Raw genomic sequence first — 23,656 nt, 5'->3', positions numbered from 1 at the left:
ACCATTGGGCGACGTCCCCCAATTGGGCCACGGCCTTCGCCTGGGCAGTACCGTGAAGCGCGGCACAGGTCTCCCGGCGTTATCAGGAAGACGTAGAAAGCACTCCTACGCTTACTCCGTCCTTACTCCGTCCAAACGCCACTAGCGCGTCGCCGCAGTCTTCCCGAACAGCGTCTTCTTCGCCTCTTCGGCCATCGGCGCGCTGGAGCCGTTGATCGCCGTGCCCTTCTCAAAAGCCGCGATCGTCGCAGGCCGGGTTGCGGTCATCTCGAAACAGCGCTTCAAATTCCGGATATCCTTGAGCCGCTGTCCCTGAGCTTGATGTGGCAACGGTCATGGATACGCGGCCTGTCGGCGATCGAGTACTCGCCCGCAACAAAGTCTCCGCGTTCGAGCCGGCGGTGCCGTTCGGCGTGGCCCGGTAAAACAGATCGATCGTCGGAATGCTCCCACGTTGGTGTCGTACCGCAGATGTGTCGGGGCGAGGTCGACGAGAAGCAAGCCGCTTGCCGGAAACTCACATCCGATGAACGCAAAAGGCAAAAGACCCTTTGCATCGCCGTGGATCTATGCGACAGGGCCGCATACCCGGTATTCAGATTGCCCGGACGCTTACTCTGTCGATGATATCGAGATGAGCCCGGTGACGACGTTGGAGAGGGGATAAGGCGGAAGAGCGACCTGAGAGAGGACGCATCTTCCGCCGTCCTTCCCACGAAACACCGGTAACGCCTTCAAACCCATAAGACATTGCGTCGCAGCGGTAATGTCGCTCGTCTACACATGCCGTTGGCTCGTCGCAGGTCGGCCAGGAATGCAGCTTTAGCTTGTCTGGTACGCCTCAATTGACCTAGCCTAAGGCCTGTTTAGATTTCGAGGTATTGCCGATGGCCGCAGCGTATCAGTCCCATCCCGAGATCGCCGACGCGTTGGCGATGAAGCGACGGGGCCTGACGCTCGCGCTGCTCACCTTAACCTATTTCTTCAGTTACATGGACCGCCAGATCCTCGCGATCCTGCTCGAGCGGATCAAGGCGGACCTGCTGCTGACCGATACGCAGCTGGGGCTGCTGTCCGGACTCGTGTTCGCGATCTTTTACGCGACGTTGGGCATTCCGGTCGCACGGCTGGCCGATCGGACCAGCCGCCGTAACATCATTGCCGCCAGCCTCACGATATGGAGCGCCATGACCGCGCTGTGCGGGCTCGCGCAGAACTTCACGCAGCTGATGCTGTTCCGGATCGGCGTCGGTATCGGCGAGGCGGGGTCAAGCCCGCCCAGCCATTCGATCATCGCCGATCTCTACCCGCCCGAGAAGCGCGCGAGTGCGATGGCGGTGTATTCGCTCGGCGTGGTGCTCGGTGCAGGGTTCGGTACGCTGATCGGGGGCGTTGTCGCACACTCTTATGGTTGGCGGATTGCGATGATGACCGTCGGCCTGCCGGGGATCGTGCTCGCGCTGCTGGTGCGCCTGTTCATGGTCGAGCCCCGCCGCGGATTGTCCGATGCTGCGCGCGCAGTGGCGACGCCGATGCCGAGCGTCGCCCAAGGGTTTGCGTCGATGTGGGCGAGTGCACCGGCGCGGCATCTGGTCGTCGGCGTGACGTTGACCTCGATGATCGGCTACGCGCTGACCGGATGGGGTCCGAGCTATATCCAGCGGTCGCTGGGTATTTCGATGCTTGATATCTCACGCTACATCGCGTTGCCGGGTGCGTTGTTCGGCGCGATCTCTGCGCTCGCAGGCGGCAAGATAGCCGACGTGCTCGCCAAGCGTCACGGGCTCCACGTCCAGGCCTGGGTCGTCCTCGTGATGAAGGGCTTGTCGCTCCCGTTCGCGCTCGCCTTCTACCTGATCGACGCGCCGGTAATCGCGATCGGCAGCTATTTCGTCTCGCTGATCTTCGCCAATTCGTATCTCGGGCCAAGCTTCGCGTTGATCCAGCATCTCGCGCCGTTGCAGATCCGCGCGATGTGGGCGGCAATCACGTTGCTGGTAATCAATCTCGTCGGGTTGGGGCTCGGGCCGACGTTGGTCGGCTGGCTCAGTGATCTGTTGAAGCCCGGATTCGGAGAGGATTCATTACGTTATGCGCTGATTATCATCGTGTTGATGACGCCGTGGGCGTTGTTTCACTACTGGCGCGCCGGGGTCCTGCTCAAGCGTGCCGAGGACGCTGCGAGGTAACTGTCCCTTCCCTCGTCATCCTGACGAAAGTCAGGACCCAGGGTCACAAGGGACGGTGTTTGTAACTCTGGGTCCTGACGTCCGTCAGGATGACGGAGGGCGGCGGTTGCGTCGGGTGGACCGACCCTGCTCCAACATCCACGCCAGCGCCGTTTCGCGGTCGTCGAACACCGCCATGTCGTCGCGCACCGATGCGATCCGCTTGACCTGCAGCCGCGCGAGCTTGCCGTCGGTATACAGCGCCACCTTGCGCGATTTCAGCCGCATCGACACAGCGACGCGTTGCAGCATCGCGATCACCTCTTGCGGCTGGATCGCGGACTTGGAGAAATTGCAGAGCAGCATGTGGCGCTTGCCCGTCGCCAGCATGCGCAGTCCCTCGCGCTCCAGGTCACGCAGGAAATCCTCGACATGCGCGATCGTCCAGAACCCGCACGCGTCGACCTCGATGATTCCCGAAGCCAGATCGGTCGTGATGGTGTGCATCCCGCTTCCGTAGAGGCTCAGGATCTACGGTCGGCAGTTAACGCGGCGTAACCAAACCGTTCTCGATGCATCCCGCACCAATCTGGGGAGGGCGCTTAGGCCTTCGCGATTCGATCGTCGAACAAGCCGTACATCAACGTCGAGGCATACATCGCGATCGCCCGCTCGCGCGGCATCGTCGACGCCCACTTCCGCATGTCGAACGCCGCGTTCTGGAGCGCCATCAGCGCCTGCGCCGCGATCAGCGCATCGACCGCCCGGATCGAGCCTTCGCCGATGCCGTCCATCATCATGCCCGCATAACGCCGCGCGATGCCGTTCGAGCGATCGACCATCGCATTGCGCACACCGACCGGCAGGCCGCTCAGCGCCGTGGTGCGCAGCAGCGGGCCACGCTCGGCGAACTGTACGTCGAGCAAGGTCGCGACAGTGCTCGACAATTTGTGCCAGTAGCTGCCGCCCTCGGCTTCGCCCCGGCTTTGCGCATCGGCGATCGTGTCGAAGCTGCGGCGGTAGCACGCGATGACGAGATCGTCCTTCGCATCGAGGTGGTGGTAGAAGCTGCCCTTGGTTACGTTCAGCTCGGACGCGATCTTCTGCACCGAGGCGCCGCGATAGCCGAGTTCGTTGATCAGGCGCGTCGCAGCGAGCAGGAACGCCTCGCGCCCCGGCTCCGTCTCGTCATGGCTAAGATCGAGCAGGGTCGGGGACCATTTGGCGTCCTTGCCCGCGATGCCGTGCGCGAACACGTCCATCAGCCGTTCCTCGACACGGCCATATTGATCGGGCTCGTACCGCGTCAGCCAGATCGGCAGCCAGAACGTATTCTCGAGCAGCACATGGGCGCGCGCGCCGTTCAGATCGGTCTGCGCGCGCGTTGAGGTAGGACCCCACAGCAATCGCGTGCGGCGGAACACCTCGCGCCAACCAGCCATCAACCGGCCGCGCATAGGCTCCTCGGTCGCGCGCAGATCGGACAGGACCGCGAACGCCTTCTCCTCGCCGCGCTGGATCCGCCCGAGGCGGTCCATGTTGAGTGCGAGATAGCGCCGAACACGGTCCTCCGGCGTTGCCTCTTCCGCCGCGACGTCGAGCATCGCGATCAGCGATTCGAGCGTGTTCTCGAACGCCGCCGCCGCGAGGTCTTCCTTGCGCTTGAAATAATAGGTAACGCTGGTCGTGTTGAGCCCGACGCGCCGCGCCACGTCCGCGAACGTCATGCCCTTGGCACTCTGTTCGTTGATCGCTTCTGCCGCCGCGGCGAGGATCGCGTCACGCTTCGCACGGAAGCGCTTGGTCCCCTGTTCGCTCTCGTCGCTGGCCTCTGCCGGAACCTTCATCGAAACACCCTAACAGCTTCGATTTGAAGATACAGTGCTTTTTAGGCGCTTTCAGGGCGGACTTGAAAACCTGCTTTCCGGACCGCTCCACACGCTTTACCGAATGTGCGGTATGGTCTACCCTGCCTCCAAAGCGACGACGAACGGAGAGCCCGCATGGATTTCACGCTGAGCGAACGAGAGACGTATTTCCGCGATCGGGTCCGGGATTTCATCGACCAGAATATTCGCCCGCGACAAGCCGATTACGACCAGCAGGCGCATGAAGGCGAGCGCTGGAAGGTCATCCCGGTGATCGAGGAGATGAAGGAGAAGGCCAAGGCCGCCGGGCTCTGGAATTTCTTCATGCCGCCGCATTCCGGCCAGACGCACGTCGACGATTCGTTCGAGTTCGAAGGTACGCAACTCACCAATCTCGAATATGCGTTATGCGCGGAAGAGATGGGCAAGGTCGGCTGGGCGAGCGAGTGCTTCAACTGTTCGGCGCCCGATACCGGCAACATGGAGGTGTTTCACCGCTATGGCACGCGCGAGCAGAAGGACAGGTGGCTCGGCCCCCTGATGCGCGCCGAGATCCGCTCGGCGTTCCTGATGACCGAGCCCGCGGTGGCCTCGTCGGACGCGACCAACATCGAGACGTCGATGGTGCGCGACGGCGATCACTACGTCATCAATGGCACCAAATGGTGGTCGAGCGGCGTCGGCGATCCCCGCTGCAAGATCGCGATCGTGATGGGCAAGACTTCGTTCGAGGGCTCGCGGCACCAGCAGCAGAGCCAGATTCTCGTGCCGATGGATACGCCCGGCGTGACGATCAAGCGGATGCTCTCCGTCTATGGCTATGACCACGCGCCGCATGGGCATGGCGAAGTCGTGCTGGAGAACGTCCGCGTGCCGGTCGAGAACGTGCTGCTCGGCGAGGGGCGCGGGTTCGAGATCGCGCAGGGGCGGCTTGGGCCAGGGCGTATCCATCACTGTATGCGGACTATCGGTGTCGCCGAGACCGCGATCGAGGCGATGGCGCGGCGGTTGCTCGACCGGGTCGCGTTCGGCAAGCGGATCGCGGACTTCTCGGTGTGGGAAGAGCGCATTGCGACCGCACGGATCGACATCGAGATGACTCGGCTGCTGTGCCTCAAGGCGGCGGACATGATGGACAAGGCCGGTAACAAGTCCGCGCAGATTGAGATTTCGATGATCAAGGTCGCCGCACCGAACATGGCGCTGCGGATACTCGACGACGCGATCCAGGCGCATGGCGGCGGCGGCGTGTCTGGCGATTTCCGGTTGGCGCACGACTGGGCGGCGATGCGGACGCTGCGGTTCGCGGACGGTCCGGATGAAGTCCACAATCGCTCGATCGCGCGCAACGAGTTCGGGAAATACGGCGACTTCCGCAAGGGCGGCGTGTCCAGCGGGGATGTCGGGGTGAGCCGGTAAACCCCGGTAGCATCTCACTCCCGTTCGTCCCGAGTAGGCATCGAGCTTGTCGAGATGACGTATCGAAGGACCTCTAGCCGCGAGGCGGTCCTTCGATACGGGTTCTCGACTTCGCTCGACCCCTACTCGGGACGAACGGCGATATTTGTAACGGTGTTTTTCACGGCAGTGTTTCCGGAGCTAAGTACATGAAAGCCGCAGTCCTTTTCGAAGCCAACACCCCGCTCAGCATTGAGGATGTCACCATCTCGAAGCCGACGGCACACGAAGTGCTGATCCGCACGGTCGCGGTTGGCGTGTGCCGGTCCGACCTGCATTTCGTCGACGGCGCCTATCCGCACGCGATGCCGACCATTCCGGGGCATGAGGCTTGCGGCGTGGTCGAAGCAGTCGGCGACGAAGTGCGCGGCGTGAAGGTCGGCGACCATGTCGTGACCTGTCTCTCGGCGTTCTGCGGCCAATGCGAATTCTGCGTCACCGGGCGGATGTCGCTGTGCATAGACGCCAGCGTTCGCCGTCCCAAGGGCGCCGCACCGCGCCTCATGCTCGGCGACCGACCGATCGCGCAGATGCTCAACCTCAGCGCCTACGCGGAAATGATGCTGGTCCACGAACACGCGTGCGTCGCGATCGACCGCGACATGCCGATGGACCGTGCGGCGCTGCTCGGCTGCGCGATTACCACCGGCGCTGGCGCGGTGTTCAACACTACGGATGTGACGCCGGGCGAGACGGTCTGCGTGGTCGGCTGCGGCGGCATCGGGCTTGCGGCGGTCAATGCGGCCAAGATCGCGGGCGCGGGAAAGATCATCGCGCTCGATCCGGTCCCCGAAAAGCGCGCGATGGCGGAGAAGCTCGGCGCGACGCACAGCATCGACGCGCTGTCCGAGACCGCAGCGGACGAGGTCGTCGCGATCACCAAGGGCGGCGTGCATCATGCGATCGAGGCGGTCGGGCGTGCGCAATCGGCGGCTACTGCGGTCAGGGTCCTGCGTCGTGGCGGCACCGCGACGATCCTCGGGATGATGCCGCTCGGCGAGAAGGTCGGGCTGTCGGCGATGGACCTGCTGTCGGGCAAGCGCTTGCAGGGCGGCTTCATGGGCTCGAACCGGTTCCCGGTCGATATCCCGCGGCTGGTCGAATTCTACATGCGCGGTCTGCTCGATCTCGACACGATCATCGCCGACCGGATGCCGCTGGAACGGATCAACGATGCGTTCGACGAACTCCGCCGCGGCGACACGACCCGTAGCGTGATTACCTTCTCGTGAGTGACGCATCGACCAGCATGGTCGGCACGATCGAGGTCGGCGACAAGGACCGTCTCAACCTCGACACGCTTGGCGCATGGATGACGGCCAACGTGCCCGGCTATGCCGGCCCGCTGACCTACGCGAAGTTCGCCGGCGGCCAGTCGAACCCGACCTACCGCCTCGACACGCCGGAGCGCGCCTACGTGCTGCGCCGGAAACCGTTCGGCCCGATCCTGCCGAGCGCGCACGCCGTCGACCGCGAATACCGCGTGATTGCGGGCCTCCATCCGACCGGCTTCCCGGTGCCTCGGCCCTATGGTCTCTGCGAGGACGCGGCGGTCATCGGTTCGGCGTTCTACGTCATGGAGATGGTCGAAGGGCGGACGATCTGGGACGGCGCGATGCCCGGTGCGACTCCGCCCGAGCGTACTGTGCATTACGAGGCGATGGTCGACACGCTCGCAGCGCTCCACAACACCGATTACGCGGCGGCGGGGCTCGGCGAATACGGCAAGCCCGGCAATTATTTCGAGCGCCAGGTCGGCCGCTGGACCAAGCAATACCGCGCGGCCGAGACCGAGCATATGGAGACGGTCGAACGCCTGATCGAGTGGTTGCCAAGAACGCTCCCCGAGCAGACGCGCACGGCGATCGTCCACGGCGACTACCGTATCGACAACATGATCTTCGCGCCCGCCGAGCCGAAGGTGATCGCGGTGCTCGATTGGGAGTTGTCGACGCTCGGCGATCCGCTCGCGGACTTCTCGTACCTGTTGATGAGCTGGGTGACCGAACCCGAAGGCCGCTCGGGCGTACTCGGCATGACCGGCTCGGAGACGGGCATTCCGACGATCGAGCAGGTCGTCGCGCGCTATTGCGCCGCCACCGGCCGCGACGGCGTCCCCGATCTCAACTGGTATTTCGCCTACAACCTCTTCCGCCTGACCGGCATCGTCCAGGGCATCAAGAAGCGGATCGTCGATGGCACCGCCTCGAGCGCGCAGGCGGAGAAGACGGTCGCAAAGATCCACGGGCTCGCGGACGCTGCCTGGAAGTTTGCGGTGAAGGCGGGAGCCTGATTCATCCCTCTCCCGCATGCGGGAGGGGCTAGGGGTGGGCTCGCGCTCACCATTTTGCACGCCGTTTGTGGAAGGCCGGGCGCCCACCCCCGACCCCTCCCGCATGCGGGAGGGGAGAAGCAAGAATGTCGCAGTTCGACCTGACCGGCATGGTCGCTATCGTCACCGGCTCCTCGCGAGGGATCGGCTTGGCCTCCGCGCGGGAACTGGCAGTCCACGGCGCGAAGATCGTGATCTCCAGCCGCAAGCAGGACGCCTGCGATACCGTCGCGGCGGAACTCAATGCCAGACACGGCGACGGCACCGCGATCGCCATCGCCGCCAACATCTCCGACAAGGCGGGTCTCCAGAACCTTGTCGACCAGACCCGCGCCCAGCTCGGCCGCATCGACATCCTCGTCTGCAACGCCGCCTCGAACCCGTATTACGGCCCACAAGCCGGCATCGCCGACGACCAGTTCCGCAAGATCCTCGACAACAACATCGTCTCCAACCACTGGCTGATCCAGATGGTCGCGCCCGAGATGCTGGAGCGCCGCAGCGGCAGCATCATCATCATTTCCTCGATCGGCGGGCTGCGCGGCTCGCCGGTGATCGGCGCCTATTGCATCAGCAAGGCCGCCGACATGCAACTCGCACGCAACCTCGCGGTCGAGTTCGGCCCGTCCAACGTCCGCGTGAACTGCATCGCCCCCGGCCTGATCAAGACCGACTTCGCGCGCGCCCTGTGGGAAGACCCGCAGCGGATCGAGGCAGCGAACACCAGCGTGCCGCTCCGCAGGATCGGCGAGCCCGAGGAGATCGCGGGCGCGGTCGTCTTCCTCGCCTCGCAGGCCAGCGCCTTTATGACCGGCCAGACGATGGTCATCGACGGCGGCGTTACGATCTAACTGAAGGACCATGCGATGCGCTTCACGGACAAATCCATCATCGTCACCGGCGCAGGTTCCGGCATCGGCCGTGCTGCCGCGCTCCTGTTCGCTAGCGAAGGGGGCAGGGTCGTCGTCGCCGACAAGACCGAGGGCGCGGACGAGACCGCACACCTCATCACACAAGCCGGCGGCACGGCCACGGCGATCCGCATCGACGCGGGGCTCGAAGAGGGCGTGATCCGCACGATCGCGCTCGCCTGCGACAGCTTCGGCGGGCTCGACGTTATGTTCGCCAATGCGGGTATCTCGGGTGGCATGGCCAACCTGTTCGACACCGACGTCGCGCTGATCACCGAAGTGCTGCGCGTCAACCTGATCGGCCCCTTCCTTGCGATCAAGCACGCCGCCCCGCGGATCGCCGAGCGAGGAAAGGGGGCGATCGTCCTCACTGCCAGCGTCGCCGGCATCCGCTCTGGTGCCGGCTCTCCCGCCTATTCCGCGTCGAAAGCCGGCGTCATTAACCTCGCCGCGGTCTCGGCGCAGCAACTCACCGGCTCGAACGTCCGCGTCAACGCGATCTGCCCCGGCCTCACCGAGACCGGCATGACCAAACCCGTCTTCGACTACGCACGCGAGGCGAACAAGATGGACCGCGTCGGACGGCTCAACCCGCTCCACCGCGGCGCGCAGCCCGAGGAACTCGCCAAGGTCGCGTTGTTCCTGGCCTCCGACGACGCCAGCTACGTCAATGGCCAAGCGATCGCGGTCGATGGCGGCCTCTCGTCCAGCCATCCCGTGACACGGCAGGAATACGGCAAGACCGCCGCCTGATCCCGCTCGCGAAGACGCGGGGTACGCTTGCGTAACGACTTCGCGGGGAGCATTTGGAGCCTGCGGGCGTTGAGCGTCCGACCCGATAAAGGAGAACCCCCATGGCTTTCGAACTCCCACCGCTGCCCTACGCTTACGATGCGCTCGAGCCGGTGATCGACCAGGAAACGATGAAGTTTCATCACGACAAGCATCACGCGGCGTACACCGCGAAGCTGAACGAAGGCGTCGAGAAGGACTCCGCGCTGGCGGGCAAGTCGATCGAGGACATCCTCGGCATGATCTCGTCGCAGCCGCCGCTGATCCGTAACAATGGCGGTGGTTTCTGGAACCACGATTTCTTCTGGAAGACGATGGCGGCCAAGAACGGCCAGGCGCCGTCGGGCAAGCTCGCCGAAGCGATCGATCGCGACTTCGGCGGCCTCGACAAGCTGAAGGAAGAGTTCAACACCAAGGGTGCGGGGCAGTTCGGCTCGGGCTGGGCATGGCTGATCGCGGATGCGGGCGGCAAGCTGAAGGTGACGAGCACGCCGAACCAGGACAACCCGTTGATGGACGATGCGAAGGAGCCGGGTACGCCGCTGCTCGGTAACGACGTCTGGGAGCACGCCTACTACCTGACGTATAAGAACGATCGTCCGGGCTATCTGAAGGCCTGGTGGGACATCGTTAACTGGGATGTCGTCGGCGAGCGCTACACTAAGGTCGCTGGCTGAGCCAGTCCCCCTTCCGCTTGCGGGAGGGGCTAGGGGAGGGAGCGACGTACCTACTGGCGTCCGGTCCGTTTGGTCAGGCCCTCCCCCGACCCCTCCCGTGAACGGGAGGGGAGCAGTAGAGTTACCCTTCGGGCGGCAGGTCGGTCACGGCTTTGTCGCCCGTCTGCAATCCGTGCTTCAGCAGCATCGGTATGTTGGCGAACGCGAAGAGCAGCGTCAGCGGGATCGCGCCCCACAGCTTGAAGCCGACCCAGAAATCCCAGGTCGTGTTGCGCCACACCGCCTCGTTCAGCACCGCCATGAACACGAAGAACACCGCCCAATTGCGCGTGAGCTTGCGCCAGCCATCGGCGGACAGGCCGGGGTAAGCGGTGGCGAGCAGCGACTGAAGCAGCGGGCGGCCGGTGACGAGCCCGAACGTCAGGATCGCCGCGAACATCGCGTAGATGATCGTCGGCTTCATCTGGATGAAGCGCTGGTCGTGAAAATAGATCGTCAGACCGCCGAACACGACGATCAGCGCGCCCGACAACCACAGCATCGGCGAGATATGGCCCGTCTTTACCTTCGACACGATCATCGCGGCGATCGTGGCGATGATGAACGCGGTGGTCGCGGCGACGACGCGGACGATCGGCAGGCCCGGCGTGAGGAAGTTCACCGCGAAGAAGATCGCTAGCGGGCCGTAGTCGACGGTCATGCGGAGGCCGGGGGATAGGGGGGGCTTGGTTGGGGTCACTGGGTTTTCGCTTCCTGGGGGCGGGTGCGTGCGGGCATGTACCTCGATACAGGCTCTCGACAAGCTCGATCCTTACTCGGCACGAACGGGGTGGTTCGGGAGGGCGTCTGTCAGCCCACGCCGTTCGTCCCGATTAGACGTCGAGCTTGTCGAGATGGCGTATCGAAGGACATTCCGAGCGTTACTTCCGGACGCTCTCCACGCCGGCGATGATCCGACTCACCTCGTTCGCATCGAACGGGCGCAGGTCGGTCATCCCCTCGCCGATGCCGATCGCGTGGATCGGCAGGCCGTATTTCTCCGCAGCCGCCACGAGAACGCCGCCGCGCGCGGTACCGTCGAGCTTGGTCATCACGAGACCGGTGACGCCAGCGACTTCCTTGAAGACCTCAATCTGCTGGAGCGCGTTCTGGCCGGTCGTCGCATCGAGCACCAAGACGATATCGTGCGGGCTCTCCGGATTGATCCGCCCGAGCACGCGGCGGATCTTCGCCAGTTCGTCCATCAGTTCGCGCTTGTTTTGGAGACGGCCGGCGGTGTCGACGATCAGCACGTCGATGCCGGTTTCGGTCGCCTTCTTGACCGCGTCCCAGACCACGCCCGCCGCGTCGCCGCCCTCGGGACCGGTCACGATCGGCACGCCGACGCGCTCGGCCCAGGTCCGGAGCTGGCCGATCGCGGCGGCGCGGAACGTGTCGCCGGCGGCCAGCATCACGCCGTAATCCTGCTCCATCAGCAGATGCGCGAGCTTGGCGATGGTGGTGGTCTTGCCAGAGCCGTTAACGCCGATGACGAGGATCACCTGCGGGCGTGGGAAGGCGTCGATCTCGATCGGTTTCGCGACTGTGGCGAGGACCTTCTCGACCTCCTCGGCGACGATCACGCGGATGCCGAGTTCCTCCATGTTGCGTTCGAAGCTGCCCTCGGACAGGCGGCGGCGGATGCGGCCGGCGGTCTCGGGACCGAGATCGGAGGCGATCAGCGCTTCCTCGATGTCGTCGAGCGTCGAATCATCGAGCCGCGCGCCGCCGAGGCCGGCGAGGTTGCCGACGAGCCGGTCGGAGGTGCGCTTGAAGCCGCCGATCAGCTTGTCGTGCCAGGTGGGGGTGGTGCTCATGATGGTTCTCGTGTTGCGCTGAGGCGGTCGGACGTGGCGCCGGTGATCGTGATGCGGACGATGTCGCCGGGTATGGCGGGCTCGTCCAGCAGGACTTCTGCGAAATTGCCGATATGGCCGCGGTCGCCGGGGCGTTCGACGAGCAGACCCTGCGACGTGCCTACCAGCGTTTGCAGCCAGTTCGCGCGCGATGTTTCGCCGGCCTCGCGCAGGAGGGCGGCGCGCTGGCGGCGGACCTCGGGTTCGACCTGCGGCATCCGCGCGGCGGGGGTGCCAGCGCGGGGCGAATAGGGGAAGATGTGCGGGTGGACGATGTGGCAGTCGTCGATCAGCGCGCGCGTGTTGGCGAACATCGTCGCGTCCTCGGTCGGGAAGCCGGCGATCAGGTCCGCGCCGATCGCGATGTCGGGGTGGGCTGTCTTGAGGCGCTCGACGAGGGCCACGCTTTCCGCGCGTGAATGGCGTCGCTTCATGCGCTTGAGGATCATGTCGTCGCCGGCTTGGAGCGAGAGATGGACGTGGGGCATGATCCGGGCCTCCGTCGTCAGCAGCGCGAAAAGGCGGTCGTCGATTTCGATACCGTCTAGGGACGAGAGACGCAGGCGTTCGAGCGCGGGTACGTGGTGCAGGATGCGCTCGACGAGGTGGCCTAGCGTCGGCGCGCCGGGGAGGTCGGGGCCGTAGCTGGTGAGGTCGACGCCGGTGAGGACGATCTCGCGGTGGCCTGCGTCGACGAGGCCCGCGATCCGGTCGACGACCGCGCCCGCGGGCACGGAGCGGCTCGGGCCGCGGCCGAACGGGATCGCGCAGAAGGTGCAGCGGTGGTCGCAGCCGTTCTGGACTTCTACGAACGCGCGGGCGTGCGCTGAGAAGCTGGCGGCGAGGTGGGGTGCGGTCTCGCGGACTTGCATGATGTCGGAAACGACGACCGGGGCGTCAGTCTGCCAGGTTTGCGACGTTAGCTTGTCGGCATTGCCGATGACACGGTCGACTTCGGGCATCGCGGCGAAGCTCGCGGGGTCGATCTGAGCAGCGCAGCCGGTGACGACGATCTGCGCGTCCGGCCGATCGCGTTTGGCCCGGCGGATCGCGACGCGCGTTGCCTTCACCGCGGCGTTGGTGACGGCGCAACTGTTGACCACGACCATGTCCCGCCCGGCGACGAGCGCACGGATGGTCTCGCTTTCGGCGATGTTGAGGCGGCAGCCGAGGCTGATCACCTCTGGCTGCGGGGCAGATGGCATGTGGCGCGATTTAGGAGGGGCGGGGGGGGAAGTCCACGGTTTGCGTCATGCGGCGGCCGACATGGTGTTCTCCTGCGAACGCAGGAGCCTAGGGTACCGGACGGAGCGCTGCTTGGTCCTGGGCTCCTGCGTTCGCAGGAGAACGGATCGGGGAGCGACCATTTACCTATTCCACCCCGGCGGAGGCCGGGGCCCAGTTGGGGGACGATCATTGGGAAGGACGGTGCGCGTAACTGCAACCTTCCCAACTGGGCCCCGGCCTTCGCCGGGGTGGTGTTTTGTGAATCGGCCTCAGCCCGCCAACCGCGGTGCAATGCCGCGCGGCGGTGGCACGCTCCGGTCGGGGCGCTGGGCCAGCAAGCGTTTCTCCGCCAGCAACCGCCGGACCTGCGCGGCACCCAGCGGGCGCCCGTACAGATACCCCTGACCCTTCGCACATCCCATGCCGCGCAACCGCTCCTCGATCGCAGCGTCCTCGATCCCTTCCGCGGTCGTCGGCAGGTTGAGGCTGTCCCCCAGCCGCACGATCGTGTTGACGATCGCCATGCTCTCCGGATTGTCCAGGATCGACGAGACGAAGCTCTTGTCGATCTTGATCCGGTCGAACGGCAGCGCGCGCAGATGCGCCAAGCTGGAATAACCGGTGCCGAAATCGTCGAGCGCGAGGCGGATGCCCTGGTTCTTCAGGCTCCCCACGATCGACTGCGCGAGGGGAAGATTGTCGAACAGCGCGCTCTCGGTGATCTCGATCTCGAGCCGGCTGGCGGGAAAGCCCGTCTCGACCAGCGTCTTGATGATCTTCTGCGCGAGCCACGCGTCGCGCAACTGCAGCGGCGAGACGTTGACCGACAAGGTGAGCCCGGCATCCCAATCCCGCGCGGCAGCGAATGCCTGGCGCATGATCGACAGCGACAGGTCGCCGATGAGTCCCGTTTCCTCCGCGATCGGGATGAACACGTCCGGCGCGATCATGCCGCGCGTCGGATGTTCCCAGCGCGCCAGCACCTCGAAGCCGGTGATGAGGCCGGTGGTCAAATCGACCTGCTGCTCGAAGTACGGAACGACCTCCTGCGCCGGGATCGCGCTGCGGAGACCCGCTTCGAGCTCGCCGCGTAGTTGCAGCGATCGCTCCATCGACGTGTCGAACCACGCGTGACGACTGCGCCCGGCGGTCTTCGCCGCGTGGAGCGCGATGTCGGCGTTGCGCAGCAAGGCGTCGACCGACGCGCAGTCTCGATCGGACCGGGCGATGCCGATCGAGACGCTGGTATGGATATCGACGCCGTTGGTGCGGAACGGCAAGGCGAGGCCAGCGACCATGCGCTCGGCAATTCGGTCGGCGACGTTCTCGTGCGCGGAGTCGAAGACGAATGCGCAGGCGAACTCATCTGCGCCCAGCCTAGCGAGCAGGCTGGTACCGGGCGCGATCGCCGCGATCGTCTCCGCGACATGACCGAGCAACAGGTCGCCGACCGCATAGCCGTGCAAGTCGGTGACGCTCTTGAAGTGATCGATGTCGATCGTCAGCATGGCCATCGCCTTGCCACGGCGGCGGGTACTGGCGAACAGTGCTGCGCCGTCTTCGGACAAGCTGCGGCGATTGAGGAAGCCGGTGAGCGTATCGCGCTGCGCCAGCGCGTGGGCGTGGCGGCCGGCGTCGGACAGGGTGCTCAGCTCTTCCGATATGGCCCGGTACCGGAACCAGCCGAACAGGATCAGCGCCGCATTCAACAACAGCGCCGCGACCAGACCGTGATCGATCACCGCATCGCTGCCGTGCCAATGTGCCAGTGCCTTGACGACAGCGGTGCCCGCGGTGCCGACGAATAGAAGCAGTGCGGCGCCCGTAACGGCGCCGGTCATGAATTCCCGACTGATGTTGCGGAGCGAAAATGTCGCCGCCGACTTTACGGTCATGGGGTTGGCCTGTTCGGTCTCTTGCTTGGGTGGCGGTGTGGCATGCGACACGTGTAGGATATGTTAAGAAGCCGTATAGGCGGGACGGGGCGAGCCGCGGGAGCGATTGGCTGCGCTGCTATTGGGTGCTGTATCCGCCAAAGAAGCAGAGTGTTCTCCCGCGAAGGCGGGAGCCCAGACTGGACTCGCGCCTTCGCGGGAGAACAATTGGGCGGCGTCTTATTGCGCGCTCGGTGACCCGTCTTGCATCCCGAACCGCATTCCAGTAGGTGGCAGCCCACGTTCCGTTACGGGGCGCATTGGACGAGCATCCAAGGATGCACGCTGGCCGGCGAGGTTTCGCCCGCCGGCGCTTTTGCGTTTGGTAACGGTGTATGGGAGTATTTCGATGTTCGAAAGCCTGAGCGATCGACTTGGCGGCGTCTTCGACCGCCTTCGCGGCCGGGGTGCGCTGACCGAAGCGGACGTGCGCGCAGCGATGCGCGAAGTGCGCGTTGCGCTGCTCGAAGCCGACGTCGCGCTGCCCGTCGCGCGCGAGTTCGTCGAGAAGGCGACCGAGAAGGCGATCGGCCAGAACGTCCTGCGCTCGGTCACGCCGGGGCAGCAGGTCGTCAAGATCGTCAGCGATGCGCTGGTCGAGATGCTCGGTTCGGATGCCGTCGAGCTCGAGCTGGGCGTCACGCCACCGGCCGTGATCATGATGGTCGGCCTTCAAGGGTCGGGCAAGACGACCACGACCGCCAAGATCGCCAAGCGTCTGGCGGCGGGGCAGGCCAATTTCGGACAGGCCGGCCGCGAGCGTAAGAAGGTGTTGATGGCGTCGCTCGACGTCAATCGCCCGAACGCGCAGGAGCAGCTGGCGACGCTCGGCACGCAGATCGACGTCGCGACGCTGCCGATCGTGCAGGGCCAGCAGCCGGTCGACATCGCCCGTCGCGCGATGCAGGCGGCGAAGCTCCAGGGCTATGACGTCCTGATGCTCGACACCGCGGGTCGACTCCATGTCGACCAGGCGTTGATGGACGAGATGAAGGCGGTTGCCGACGTCGCGAACCCGGCCGAGATCCTGCTCGTCGTCGACTCGCTGACCGGTCAGGACGCGGTCAACGTCGCGCAGAACTTCTCGGACCAGGTGCCGCTGACGGGTATCGTGCTGACCCGCATGGACGGCGATGCCCGCGGCGGCGCGGCGCTGTCGATGCGCGCGGTCACCGGCAAGCCGATCAAGTTCGCGGGCACTGGCGAGAAGCTGGATGCGCTCGAGGCGTTCCATCCGGAGCGTGTCGCTGGGCGTATCCTCGGCATGGGCGATGTCGTCAGCCTGGTCGAGCGCGCTGCGGAGTCTATCCAGGCCGAAGACGCCGAGCGCATGGCCGCCAAGATGGCCAAGGGTCAGTTCGACATGAACGACCTGCGGGCCCAGCTGGCGCAGATGCAGCGGATGGGCGGGCTCGGCGCGCTGGCGGGGATGATCCCCGGCATGAAGAAGGCGCAGGGCGCGGTCGAGTCGGTCGGTGGCGAAAAGGTGCTGGTGCACATGGACGCGATGATCGGATCGATGACGATCAAGGAGCGCAACAAGCCCGAACTGATCAACGCCAAGCGCAAGATCCGCATCGCCAAGGGCTCCGGGACGACCGTCCAGGAGGTCAACAAGCTGCTCAAGATGCACCTCGAAATGTCGACCGCCATGAAGAAGATCAAGAAGATGGGCGGCATGAAGGGCATGATGGCTATGCTCGGAAAAGGTGGTCTTGGCGGCGGTCTTGGCGGCATCGGCAACGCGATCGGCGGGCCGCAGATGGGCGACATGCTCAACAAGGCCGGTGCGGGTGGCCTGCCGGGCGGTGGCGGCGGTATGGGCGGCGGCGGTCTGCCGGGGCTTGGTGGCCCCAAGATGCCGCAGATGCCTGCCGGTTTCGACGATTTTCTGAAGAAGAAATAACCAACCCAACCTCTGACCGTCATCCCAGCGAAAGCTGGGATCTCCCGGTGAGAGTGCGGACCCTGACAACCACAAGACCCCAGCGTTCGCTGGGGTGACGTTTAGATCCAGAAGGAAAATATCATGGCAATCAACATTCGCCTCGCGCGCGGTGGCTCCAAGAAGCGTCCTTACTACAAGATCGTCGTTGCCGACGCGCGTTCGCCGCGTGATGGCCGCTTCATCGAGAAGATCGGCAACTACAACCCGCTCCTCGCCAAGGACAACGAGCAGCGCGTGCAGCTCGACGCCGATCGTGCGAAGCATTGGCTGAGCGTCGGCGCGCAGCCGACCGACCGCGTCGCGCGCTTCCTCGACCAGGCTGGCGTGCTCGAGCGTTCGGCGCGCAACAACCCGAACAAAGGCAAGCCTGGCGAGAAGGCCACCGAGCGCGCCGAAGAGCGTGCGACCAAGGCGGCTGAAGCTGCCGAGGCTGAAGCTGCTGCGAAGGCCGCACCTGCTACGGGCAGCAACGAAGAGACCGAGCAGGTCGTCGCTGCCGAAGTCGAAGACGCAACGAGCGCTTCGTAAGACCTGGGGCGGTCGGGACATCCCGGCCGCCCTTGTTCCGTCATTCCAGCGAACGCTGGGATCCAGAGCCGGGGACGACAACGTTCGTGGCTCTGGATCCTGGGTCGAGCCCAGGATGACGACGAGGGTAGCGGACCTGCTCCGCACCCGATCGGCGCGTCACGCGTTCTCCTGTAGGTAACCCCGAACAGGAGCGCATGATGGCCCCCGAAACCGACCCCCGTACAGCCCCCGCACCCGAGGACATCGAAGATGCCACCAACCAAGGCGTCTCCGCCGACGACCCCGCCGAAGGCTCCGACGACACCCCCGGTCGCGATGAAGGGTCCGCGCAAGGCTGACGTGACGCTCGCTGTCGTCATCGGTGCGCACGGCATCGGTGGCGAAGTGCGGCTGAAGGTCTTCGCCGAGAATTTCGGCAGCTATAAGAGCTTCAACAACGGCGCGCTGTTGCTGAAGTCCGCCCGCAACGGCAACAACGGCATGATCGCGCGCTTCGCCGAGGTCGCCGATCGCAACGCCGCCGAGGCTATGCGCGGGACCGAACTGACTGTGCCGCGGTCGTCGTTGCCGCCGTTGGAAGACGGTGAGTATTATCACACGGATGTGATCGGGCTCGACGTCGTGTCGACCGACGGTGAGGCTATTGGACGCGTGGTCGCTATCGATAATTTCGGTGCGGGCGACGTGATCGAGATTGAACGACCGCCTGTCGACGATAAGCCTGGCAAGCGCTTCATGATACCGATGCGCTCCGAAGCCGTTCCCGAATGGGATGCCGACCGGCTCATTGTAGAAGCGTCGTTCGCAGCCGAGTAATAGCTTTAACTACTGCTTCCTTGTTCTCCCGCGAAGGCGGGAGTCCAGTCTGGGTCCCCGCCTTCGCGGGGAAACAATCTCTTTCGAGCGTGCGGTTACCGCCGCAAGGGTTTTTGTTCGGCGAGCATGTTTCGGATCGTCGTGGCGGCGACGCCGGCTTCTCCCATTGCGTGACTGATCTGGTCGAGACCCTTCACCACGTCGCCGGCCGCGAACAGGCCGGGGATTGAGGTTCGCTGGTGGGAGTCGACCTCCAGACATCCGTCCTCGGATGCGCGCGCGCCTGCCGCGACGGCGAGTTCCGAACGGATGACCGATCCGAGCGCTGGATAGATGCTGTCGAACGACAACCGTCCCTCGACCGTGTCCAAAGCCAATTTGTCTCCCTCGATCGCGTAGTTGCCGCAGGGGCCTCCGACGCGGACGATCCCGGCTTCGTCTAGCGCCGCTTCGCATGCCGGATCGAGATCGTGGCCGCCCTCGGGCGCGATCAGCGTTACGTCCTTTGTGTAGCCGCGCAGGAACAGCGCCTCGCGCATGCCGTGGTCGCCGGTGCCGATGACGCCGACGCGCCTGTCGGTGACTTCGTAGCCGTCGCAGATGGGGCAGTAGCGGAGGAGGCCGGCTTCGAGCGCTTCGTCGTGGATGGCGTCGGGCATGTCGGGGCGGTTGTTCACGACTCCGGTGGCGAGCAGCACGCTCCGGGCTCGTGCGCGGCGATCGCCCAGCCGAACGGTGAAGCCATCGTCGTCGACCTCGATCGCATCGACCCGCACACCCTCGCGCACTGCGCCGTACGTCTCCGCCTGCTCCAGCATCCGGGCTAGCAGGTCCGTGCCGCGGATGCCTTCGGGATAGCCGGCATGGTTGTGCGTGCAGGGGATCAGCGCAGCGCGGCTGCTGCCGCAATCGAACAGGCGGATCGAGAGGTGGAAGCGCGCGAGATAAATCGCCGCGGTGAGGCCCGCCGGGCCGGCGCCGATGATGATGCAATCGTCCATTCGCCGCGAGCGTTTCGCCAGCGTAATTGTTCCACTGCGCCGATCCGTATAGGTGCTGGGCGCATTCGGCGCCGCACGCCGGCGCAACCGCATAGAGAATTGGACGCTGTGACTTTCGCTGCCACGATATTGACGCTGTATCCGGAGATGTTTCCGGGGCCGCTGGGGACGTCGCTCGCTGGGCGCGCGCTGGGGGAGGGGCGGTGGTCTTGCTCGCCGGTGCAGATCCGGGACTTTGCGACGGACAAGCACAAGTCGGTGGATGATACGCCGGCGGGGGGCGGGGCCGGGATGGTGCTGCGGGCCGACGTGGTGGCCTCGGCGATCGACAGCGTTGCCGATAGGCGGCCGGTGCTGGCGATGACGCCTCGGGGGAAGCCTCTCACCCAGGAGCGGGTTCGCGAACTCGCGCAGGGCCCCGGCGTCACCATTCTCTGCGGGCGGTTCGAGGGGTTCGACGAACGCCTGTTCGAGGCGCGCGAGATCGAGGAGGTCTCGATCGGCGACTACATCCTGTCGGGTGGCGAGATGGGCGCGCTGGTGCTGCTCGATGCTTGCATTCGGCTGCTGCCCGGCGTAATGGGCGCGGCTTCTAGTGGGGATGACGAGAGCTTCGAAACGGGGCTGCTCGAATATCCGCACTATACCCGACCTCAGATATGGGAAGGGCGCACGATCCCGCAGGTGCTGCGATCGGGGGATCATGCGAAGATCGCTGCATGGCGCAAACGCCGCGCGGAGATCGATACACGGTCACGGCGACCGGACCTTTGGGAGCGCCATGAGGGCGTTCGGGTCCAGTCGCCCTCTGGCGCGCAGCGACACGAGGACGAGACATGAACCTGTTGCAGACGATCGAAGCCGAGAACATCGCGAAGTTCCTGGCCAACAAGACGATCCCCGATTTCCGCCCCGGCGACACGCTGAAGGTCGGCGTGAAGGTCGTCGAAGGCGAGCGCACGCGTATTCAGAACTACGAGGGCGTGTGCATCGCGCGCTCGAACAAGGGCATGGGCTCGAACTTCACCGTGCGTAAGATGAGCTTCGGCGAGGGCGTCGAGCGCGTCTTCCCGCTCTACTCGCCGAACGTCGATTCGATCGAAGTCGTCCGCAAGGGCGCCGTGCGTCGCGCCAAGCTGTATTACCTGCGTGGCCGCACCGGCAAGGCAGCGCGTATCGCCGAGCGTCGCGACATGCGCCCTGCCAAGGGCACCGCAGCCGCCGAGTAATCGGAGACTGTTCGAGTTGAAGAAGGGCGCGGGGGCGATGGTCCCCGCGCCCTTTTTCGTTGTGCGCGGGGTGGGGGCTGGCTGGCGGGGTAAGGTGTTGGAAGTACTGCCGATTGTTGGCGTTTCGCGTTTATGCTGCAGCACGGAAGTATAGGAAGTGTAGACGCTGGGAAGCTTTCTTGTCGTGGGGGTGGCGTCGGGGTGTGAGGGCGGTTTCGAGGTTAAGGGGGTGGGCGCGGGCATTCGGTGACGGTGCGCTTCTCCGGGCGTGTAGGACAGCCGATTAGCTCGCCGGCCAGTGACGGCGGTCGTGGTGCCTGTCCCTAGGGACATGGGACGGTTATTCGGTCGGACAGGGATGCGCCTTCCTGCGCAGGCCGACTTGCGCTTCCTTGTTCTCCCGCGAAGGCGGGAGCCCAGTCTGGGTCCCCGCCTTCGCGGGGAAACACGTCTTGCTGGCGGATTGGGATGGCTGCTCGTTTGAGGCGTGAGGGGCTTTGCCACGCTGAGCACGCTCGCGTGGACATGCCCCACCCCGACCCTCCCCTGAAGGGGAGGGAGTTTTCGTCGGGCCACCATGCAATTTCGGCGCGTCACGCGACGCACCGACATCCCGGCGCAGGCGGGGAGCCCTATCCTCGGGACTTATGATCACGTCGCGCAACGCAGCGCAGCTAAAGGACTGGATTCACGCGAAGGCGCTAAGGCGCGAAGAGAAGACCGGGCAAGTGCGCTAAATTAGCTGCTTCTCTTCGCGTCTTAGCGCCTTCGCGTGAACATGCCCTTCTCCGTCATCCTGACGAAAGTCAGGACCCAGGATCACGAACGCCGCGCTGCTTGGCTTTGGGTCCTGACTTTCGTCAGGATGACGGCGTGGGTGGGGGGCGTTCCGCTTGCAATCGCCAACGCTGCCGTATGGAGGACGCACTTATGGGGGGTGTGAGCCTCAGGGGCCCACAGACCAACGCCAGCCCTCCTCGACCACCCGTCAGGCGTCAGGCCTCAGGCGTCGCGCCACGCGCCGGGCTCCAGACCCGCCACGGTCCAGTCGCCGATGCTCCACCGGACCAGCCGCAGCGTGGGGTGGTCGATCGCGGCGGTCATGCGGCGGACTTGGCGGTTGCGGCCTTCGCGGATCGTTATCTTCAGCCAGCAATCGGGGATGCTCGCGCGGACCCGGATCGGCGGCACGCGCGGCCAGAGGTCGGGTGCTGCGATCCGCTCGACGTCGGCGCGGGCAGGGCCGTCCTTCAGCACGATGCCGCCCCGCAACCGATCGAGCGCGTCCTCGCCGGCATCGCCCTCGACCTGCACGAGATAGGTCTTGGCCAGCTTGAACTTCGGGTCCGCGATCCGCGCCTGGACGCGACCGTCGTCGGTCAGCAGCAACAGCCCTTCGCTATCACGGTCGAGCCGCCCCGCCGGATAGACGCCCGGCACATCGACGAACTGCGACAGCGTCGCGCGCGGGGTCGGACTGTTCACGTCGGTGAACTGGCTGAGGACGTCGTATGGTTTGTTGAACAGGATTATGCGGGGCATGGTGGGGCTTTAGAGGGATTGTCGAGCGGGTTCGATCTTAATTCTTCCGCTTAACAGCAGGATCAGGCGAAGCGGGACGTTCCAGGTGGGATCAGCACTTCCGATCGTTGACGGCAAGCGATCCGACAAAGGAGACGGAACAGCGGAATGGACGAGCGAACACGACCTATCGCGCTAATCCGACGACCCTATATCCGAGGGTGTGTTCATTATGGGAAAGCCCTCTTTCCATTGCGACTGAAAAATGTATCGGGATCCAGCTACGATCTGGCCGTTGGGAAGCTGAACCAAACGCGTAGTTAGTGCGTGCGAAAAGGGCTTGATATTCTGGTCGCAACATACGGAGATAAGAATCTCGAAAACATTACCTAGCGATAAAACTGAATCTTGGAGGAACTGAACTAAGTCCTGCTTCGGCAATCCACTGGTTCGGTGTTCGATCTCAATCGTTGGTGGCGTAATTGTCCCGAGCGGCGACAATTCGTAATCTCGAAATATCACATTTTGTTCTAAACGTGGATGCTCTAGGGTATTACGCCAGTCAACGACCGTACGAAGGTAGTTGATCGCTCTGACTAAGTCATCGCGAAGTTCATCATCCTCATTAAATATCGTTTCGAAAACTCGCTTTAACGACTGTGACCAGCCTTCTTTTGCGTCGGATTTCGGGTAGAACATCTGAGCTAGGCGTACGGTTGAAGATCGCGCACTTGCGAGATGGCCAATTGACTGGTTCGACCTACCTCGAAGGTTCTGCGTTTTTGGTAGTTGGCCTATGTTCGGCATTCCGAATTGGAATTTTTCGCGAGTGGTCATCTCGCTGCGAGATAGCTCACGAATATTATCTGAGATTTCGGCTAACTCTTGCGCAATCGAGAGCGCTTCTGAAAAGGCGTCTTCTCTATCAAAGCCCAGAGGTAAATATTTCTTATCTTTAAAGATCGTCATTGCCATACCAACGGTCTGTTGAACAAATTCAGTCGTGGCTCCGTATTCAAGCTCGAGTTTTTGAACGACATTCGGGATTGCGGGGTTGATACGATCAGGATCGATTTTGTCGGCAAACACGCTGGAAGAGATGCCGGTTTGGCCCAGTACGTACATCCGATGTTGGCGCTCACAGCCAAAAATCGCTACGATGTTGCCGCATTCATCGGGTGATTTTGCGCTGACTGCGCCATCACGAAATAGATCAATCGGTCTATCACCAGCCACACCAAGATCCTTATTTTTTGCTACGATAGCTTCACGCAGACTCCGCAGGCACAATAAAAACAGGCCGCGGTGTTTCCACCGCGGCCTGTTCGTTCGATCAGCAATCCCCAAC

The 23,656-nt window shown here is 64.2% G+C and carries 23 protein-coding genes; 13 read left to right on the top strand and 10 right to left on the bottom strand.

The genetic code is table 11. The features are described 5' to 3' along the window. Nucleotides 1-141 precede the first annotated feature (141 nt). A complete protein-coding gene (locus AC1ME3_RS01150; protein ID WP_480954492.1) occupies nt 142-285 on the bottom strand; it encodes a hypothetical protein in 144 nt (47 codons plus the stop codon). A gap of 602 nt (nt 286-887) precedes the next feature. On the opposite strand from AC1ME3_RS01150, the gene AC1ME3_RS01145 reads away from it, so the two are divergent. Next, nucleotides 888-2,189, top strand: a complete 1,302-nt coding sequence (locus AC1ME3_RS01145) for a spinster family MFS transporter (protein ID WP_480954491.1) — start codon at nt 888-890, stop codon at nt 2,187-2,189. Nucleotides 2,190-2,273: 84 nt separating this feature from the next. Here AC1ME3_RS01145 and AC1ME3_RS01140 read toward each other — a convergent pair whose 3' ends face one another. Both AC1ME3_RS01140 and AC1ME3_RS01135 read right to left on the bottom strand, forming a co-directional pair. Further along, entirely contained in the window at nt 2,274-2,675 is a 402-nt protein-coding gene (locus AC1ME3_RS01140) for a hypothetical protein (protein WP_480954490.1), read from the bottom strand. Nucleotides 2,676-2,770: 95 nt separating this feature from the next. After that, nucleotides 2,771-4,015, bottom strand: a complete 1,245-nt coding sequence (locus AC1ME3_RS01135; RefSeq protein WP_480954489.1) for a TetR/AcrR family transcriptional regulator — start codon at nt 4,013-4,015, stop codon at nt 2,771-2,773. Between the two features lie 156 nt (nt 4,016-4,171). Between AC1ME3_RS01135 and AC1ME3_RS01130 the strand changes: the two genes are divergently transcribed. The 6 genes from AC1ME3_RS01130 to AC1ME3_RS01105 all read left to right on the top strand — a co-directional run bounded on the left by AC1ME3_RS01130 (nt 4,172) and on the right by AC1ME3_RS01105 (nt 10,206). Beyond that, nucleotides 4,172-5,455, top strand: a complete 1,284-nt coding sequence (locus tag AC1ME3_RS01130; RefSeq protein WP_480954488.1) for an acyl-CoA dehydrogenase family protein — start codon at nt 4,172-4,174, stop codon at nt 5,453-5,455. A gap of 188 nt (nt 5,456-5,643) precedes the next feature. Further along, a complete protein-coding gene (locus tag AC1ME3_RS01125) occupies nt 5,644-6,726 on the top strand; it encodes a Zn-dependent alcohol dehydrogenase (protein WP_480954487.1) in 1,083 nt (360 codons plus the stop codon). A gap of 17 nt (nt 6,727-6,743) precedes the next feature. Continuing rightward, entirely contained in the window at nt 6,744-7,787 is a 1,044-nt protein-coding gene (locus tag AC1ME3_RS01120; RefSeq protein ID WP_480955880.1) for a phosphotransferase family protein, read from the top strand. A 125-nt stretch (nt 7,788-7,912) separates the two neighbouring features. Further along, on the top strand, nt 7,913-8,677 hold the full coding sequence (locus tag AC1ME3_RS01115; RefSeq protein WP_480954486.1) for an SDR family oxidoreductase: 765 nt from the start codon (nt 7,913-7,915) through the stop codon (nt 8,675-8,677). Between the two features lie 15 nt (nt 8,678-8,692). Continuing rightward, nucleotides 8,693-9,490, top strand: a complete 798-nt coding sequence (locus AC1ME3_RS01110) for an SDR family NAD(P)-dependent oxidoreductase (RefSeq protein ID WP_480954485.1) — start codon at nt 8,693-8,695, stop codon at nt 9,488-9,490. 101 nt (nt 9,491-9,591) lie between these two features. Beyond that, the gene (locus tag AC1ME3_RS01105; RefSeq protein ID WP_480954484.1) at nt 9,592-10,206 is read left to right on the top strand and encodes a superoxide dismutase; all 615 of its coding nucleotides are present in this window, start codon (nt 9,592-9,594) and stop codon (nt 10,204-10,206) included. Nucleotides 10,207-10,327: 121 nt separating this feature from the next. On the opposite strand, the gene AC1ME3_RS01100 is transcribed toward AC1ME3_RS01105, so the two are convergent. The 4 genes from AC1ME3_RS01100 to AC1ME3_RS01085 form a co-directional block, all read right to left on the bottom strand. Further along, nucleotides 10,328-10,945, bottom strand: coding sequence for a septation protein A (locus tag AC1ME3_RS01100; protein ID WP_480954483.1), 618 nt, complete (start codon nt 10,943-10,945; stop codon nt 10,328-10,330). 181 nt (nt 10,946-11,126) lie between these two features. Next, the gene (ftsY, locus tag AC1ME3_RS01095; RefSeq protein WP_056051078.1) at nt 11,127-12,062 is read right to left on the bottom strand and encodes a signal recognition particle-docking protein FtsY; all 936 of its coding nucleotides are present in this window, start codon (nt 12,060-12,062) and stop codon (nt 11,127-11,129) included. Next, nucleotides 12,059-13,306 (bottom strand): tRNA (N(6)-L-threonylcarbamoyladenosine(37)-C(2))-methylthiotransferase MtaB, encoded by a 1,248-nt coding sequence (gene mtaB / locus AC1ME3_RS01090; RefSeq protein ID WP_480954482.1) that lies wholly within the window; start codon nt 13,304-13,306, stop codon nt 12,059-12,061. Before mtaB ends, ftsY begins: the two co-directional genes overlap by 4 nt. Nucleotides 13,307-13,597: 291 nt before the next feature. Then, the gene (locus tag AC1ME3_RS01085; RefSeq protein WP_480954481.1) at nt 13,598-15,223 is read right to left on the bottom strand and encodes a putative bifunctional diguanylate cyclase/phosphodiesterase; all 1,626 of its coding nucleotides are present in this window, start codon (nt 15,221-15,223) and stop codon (nt 13,598-13,600) included. Nucleotides 15,224-15,611: 388 nt separating this feature from the next. On the opposite strand from AC1ME3_RS01085, the gene ffh reads away from it, so the two are divergent. The 4 genes from ffh (at nt 15,612) to rimM (ending at nt 18,557) form a co-directional block, all read left to right on the top strand. Beyond that, on the top strand, nt 15,612-17,168 hold the full coding sequence (gene ffh / locus AC1ME3_RS01080) for a signal recognition particle protein (protein ID WP_480954480.1): 1,557 nt from the start codon (nt 15,612-15,614) through the stop codon (nt 17,166-17,168). Nucleotides 17,169-17,291: 123 nt separating this feature from the next. Continuing rightward, on the top strand, nt 17,292-17,738 hold the full coding sequence (gene rpsP / locus AC1ME3_RS01075; protein WP_107961785.1) for a 30S ribosomal protein S16: 447 nt from the start codon (nt 17,292-17,294) through the stop codon (nt 17,736-17,738). A 197-nt stretch (nt 17,739-17,935) separates the two neighbouring features. After that, nucleotides 17,936-18,079: a hypothetical protein gene (locus AC1ME3_RS01070; protein WP_156362298.1), complete on the top strand. Its 144-nt coding sequence runs from the start codon at nt 17,936-17,938 to the stop codon at nt 18,077-18,079. Further along, nucleotides 18,057-18,557, top strand: a complete 501-nt coding sequence (gene rimM, locus AC1ME3_RS01065; RefSeq protein WP_480954479.1) for a ribosome maturation factor RimM — start codon at nt 18,057-18,059, stop codon at nt 18,555-18,557. The genes AC1ME3_RS01070 and rimM overlap by 23 nt, the downstream gene beginning before the upstream one ends. Before the next feature lie 95 nt (nt 18,558-18,652). Here the strand turns inward: rimM and AC1ME3_RS01060 are convergent, their stop codons facing one another. Next, nucleotides 18,653-19,558: an NAD(P)/FAD-dependent oxidoreductase gene (locus AC1ME3_RS01060; RefSeq protein ID WP_480954478.1), complete on the bottom strand. Its 906-nt coding sequence runs from the start codon at nt 19,556-19,558 to the stop codon at nt 18,653-18,655. Between the two features lie 108 nt (nt 19,559-19,666). On the opposite strand from AC1ME3_RS01060, the gene trmD reads away from it, so the two are divergent. Continuing rightward, entirely contained in the window at nt 19,667-20,398 is a 732-nt protein-coding gene (gene trmD / locus AC1ME3_RS01055; RefSeq protein ID WP_480955879.1) for a tRNA (guanosine(37)-N1)-methyltransferase TrmD, read from the top strand. Further along, nucleotides 20,395-20,787 carry a 50S ribosomal protein L19 gene (rplS, locus tag AC1ME3_RS01050; RefSeq protein WP_031395442.1) on the top strand — a complete coding sequence of 131 codons (393 nt, stop codon included), beginning with the start codon at nt 20,395-20,397 and terminating at the stop codon, nt 20,785-20,787. Before trmD ends, rplS begins: the two co-directional genes overlap by 4 nt. Nucleotides 20,788-21,789: 1,002 nt before the next feature. Here the strand turns inward: rplS and AC1ME3_RS01045 are convergent. Then, nucleotides 21,790-22,329 (bottom strand): pseudouridine synthase, encoded by a 540-nt coding sequence (locus tag AC1ME3_RS01045; RefSeq protein WP_480954477.1) that lies wholly within the window; start codon nt 22,327-22,329, stop codon nt 21,790-21,792. Nucleotides 22,330-22,503: 174 nt separating this feature from the next. Then, the gene (locus tag AC1ME3_RS01040; protein WP_480954476.1) at nt 22,504-23,544 is read right to left on the bottom strand and encodes a hypothetical protein; all 1,041 of its coding nucleotides are present in this window, start codon (nt 23,542-23,544) and stop codon (nt 22,504-22,506) included. Nucleotides 23,545-23,656: the final 112 nt, after the last annotated feature.

Source organism: Sphingomonas sp. BL2 (assembly GCF_056680015.1).
The sequence above is the reverse complement of the archived record's forward strand: the minus strand, read 5'-3'. Positions and strand labels throughout refer to the sequence as shown.

Coding starts and splice junctions, on each gene's coding strand:
- AC1ME3_RS01145 (WP_480954491.1), top strand. CDS start 888: ATGGCCGCAGCGTATCAGTCCCATCCCGAGATCGCCGACGCGTTGGCG.
- AC1ME3_RS01140 (WP_480954490.1), bottom strand. CDS start 2,675: ATGCACACCATCACGACCGATCTGGCTTCGGGAATCATCGAGGTCGAC.
- AC1ME3_RS01135 (WP_480954489.1), bottom strand. CDS start 4,015: ATGAAGGTTCCGGCAGAGGCCAGCGACGAGAGCGAACAGGGGACCAAG.
- AC1ME3_RS01130 (WP_480954488.1), top strand. CDS start 4,172: ATGGATTTCACGCTGAGCGAACGAGAGACGTATTTCCGCGATCGGGTC.
- AC1ME3_RS01125 (WP_480954487.1), top strand. CDS start 5,644: ATGAAAGCCGCAGTCCTTTTCGAAGCCAACACCCCGCTCAGCATTGAG.
- AC1ME3_RS01120 (WP_480955880.1), top strand. CDS start 6,744: ATGGTCGGCACGATCGAGGTCGGCGACAAGGACCGTCTCAACCTCGAC.
- AC1ME3_RS01115 (WP_480954486.1), top strand. CDS start 7,913: ATGTCGCAGTTCGACCTGACCGGCATGGTCGCTATCGTCACCGGCTCC.
- AC1ME3_RS01110 (WP_480954485.1), top strand. CDS start 8,693: ATGCGCTTCACGGACAAATCCATCATCGTCACCGGCGCAGGTTCCGGC.
- AC1ME3_RS01105 (WP_480954484.1), top strand. CDS start 9,592: ATGGCTTTCGAACTCCCACCGCTGCCCTACGCTTACGATGCGCTCGAG.
- ftsY (WP_056051078.1), bottom strand. CDS start 12,062: ATGAGCACCACCCCCACCTGGCACGACAAGCTGATCGGCGGCTTCAAG.
- mtaB (WP_480954482.1), bottom strand. CDS start 13,306: ATGCCATCTGCCCCGCAGCCAGAGGTGATCAGCCTCGGCTGCCGCCTC.
- AC1ME3_RS01085 (WP_480954481.1), bottom strand. CDS start 15,223: ATGACCGTAAAGTCGGCGGCGACATTTTCGCTCCGCAACATCAGTCGG.
- ffh (WP_480954480.1), top strand. CDS start 15,612: ATGTTCGAAAGCCTGAGCGATCGACTTGGCGGCGTCTTCGACCGCCTT.
- rpsP (WP_107961785.1), top strand. CDS start 17,292: ATGGCAATCAACATTCGCCTCGCGCGCGGTGGCTCCAAGAAGCGTCCT.
- AC1ME3_RS01070 (WP_156362298.1), top strand. CDS start 17,936: ATGATGGCCCCCGAAACCGACCCCCGTACAGCCCCCGCACCCGAGGAC.
- rimM (WP_480954479.1), top strand. CDS start 18,057: ATGAAGGGTCCGCGCAAGGCTGACGTGACGCTCGCTGTCGTCATCGGT.
- AC1ME3_RS01060 (WP_480954478.1), bottom strand. CDS start 19,558: ATGGACGATTGCATCATCATCGGCGCCGGCCCGGCGGGCCTCACCGCG.
- rplS (WP_031395442.1), top strand. CDS start 20,395: ATGAACCTGTTGCAGACGATCGAAGCCGAGAACATCGCGAAGTTCCTG.
- AC1ME3_RS01045 (WP_480954477.1), bottom strand. CDS start 22,329: ATGCCCCGCATAATCCTGTTCAACAAACCATACGACGTCCTCAGCCAG.